The sequence below is a fragment of the Rahnella aceris genome (assembly GCF_011684115.1).
Taxonomy (GTDB): Bacteria; Pseudomonadota; Gammaproteobacteria; order Enterobacterales; family Enterobacteriaceae; genus Rahnella; species Rahnella aceris.
Map to the genome: position 1 here is coordinate 3141 of NZ_JAADJV010000010.1, position 1827 is coordinate 4967.

Genomic DNA, 1827 nt, shown 5'->3' on the forward strand with positions numbered 1-1827 from the left:
TGTTGTTGGGTAGGGGAGCGTTCTGTAAGCCGTCGAAGGTGAACTGTGAGGTTTGCTGGAGGTATCAGAAGTGCGAATGCTGACATAAGTAACGATAATGCGGGTGAAAAACCCGCACGCCGGAAGACCAAGGGTTCCTGTCCAACGTTAATCGGGGCAGGGTGAGTCGACCCCTAAGGCGAGGCTGAAAAGCGTAGTCGATGGGAAGCAGGTTAATATTCCTGCACTTGGTGTTACTGCGAAGGGGGGACGGAGAAGGCTAGGCTGGCCGGGCGACGGTTGTCCCGGTTCAAGCGTGTAGGGGGTGTGACCTGGTAAATCCGGTTGCATATCAACCCTGAGGCGTGATAACGAGCCACTACGGTGGTGAAGTAGCTGATGCCATGCTTCCAGGAAAAGCCTCTAAGCTCCAGGTAACACGAAATCGTACCCCAAACCGACACAGGTGGTCAGGTAGAGAATACTCAGGCGCTTGAGAGAACTCGGGTGAAGGAACTAGGCAAAATGGTGCCGTAACTTCGGGAGAAGGCACGCTGGCGCGTAGGTGAAGGGACTTGCTCCCGGAGCTGAAGCCAGTCGAAGATACCAGCTGGCTGCAACTGTTTAATAAAAACACAGCACTGTGCAAACACGAAAGTGGACGTATACGGTGTGACGCCTGCCCGGTGCCGGAAGGTTAATTGATGGGGTCAGCCGTAAGGCGAAGCTCTTGATCGAAGCCCCGGTAAACGGCGGCCGTAACTATAACGGTCCTAAGGTAGCGAAATTCCTTGTCGGGTAAGTTCCGACCTGCACGAATGGCGTAATGATGGCCAGGCTGTCTCCACCCGAGACTCAGTGAAATTGAACTCGCTGTGAAGATGCAGTGTACCCGCGGCAAGACGGAAAGACCCCGTGAACCTTTACTATAGCTTGACACTGAACATTGAGCCTTGATGTGTAGGATAGGTGGGAGGCTTTGAAGCGTGGACGCCAGTCTGCGTGGAGCCAACCTTGAAATACCACCCTTTAATGTTTGATGTTCTAACTCGGCCCCGTGATCCGGGGTGAGGACAGTGTCTGGTGGGTAGTTTGACTGGGGCGGTCTCCTCCTAAAGAGTAACGGAGGAGCACGAAGGTTAGCTAATCACGGTCGGACATCGTGAGGTTAGTGCAATGGCATAAGCTAGCTTGACTGCGAGAGTGACGGCTCGAGCAGGTACGAAAGTAGGTCATAGTGATCCGGTGGTTCTGAATGGAAGGGCCATCGCTCAACGGATAAAAGGTACTCCGGGGATAACAGGCTGATACCGCCCAAGAGTTCATATCGACGGCGGTGTTTGGCACCTCGATGTCGGCTCATCACATCCTGGGGCTGAAGTAGGTCCCAAGGGTATGGCTGTTCGCCATTTAAAGTGGTACGCGAGCTGGGTTTAGAACGTCGTGAGACAGTTCGGTCCCTATCTGCCGTGGGCGTTGGAAGATTGAGAGGGGCTGCTCCTAGTACGAGAGGACCGGAGTGGACGCATCACTGGTGTTCGGGTTGTCATGCCAATGGCATTGCCCGGTAGCTAAATGCGGAAAAGATAAGCGCTGAAAGCATCTAAGCGCGAAACTTGCCTCGAGATGAGTCTTCCCTGTGGCTTTAAGCCACCTGAAGGGACGTTTAAGACTAAGACGTTGATAGGCTGGGTGTGTAAGTGCAGCGATGCATTGAGCTAACCAGTACTAATGACCCGAGAGGCTTAACCTTACAACACCAAAGGTGTTTTTAGAGACTTGAAGTAGATTTTCAGCTGAAGTTCCGAGATTGGTTCGTAGTGCAAGCCTGATGTAGGGTGAGCGGTA

The 1827-nt window shown here is 53.1% G+C and carries 1 rRNA gene (cut by a window edge); it reads left to right on the forward strand.

The features are described from left to right. Window positions 1–1732: ribosomal RNA gene (locus GW591_RS23995) — 23S ribosomal RNA — on the forward strand; it begins 1268 nt to the left of the window's first position. Window positions 1733–1827: the final 95 nt, after the last annotated feature.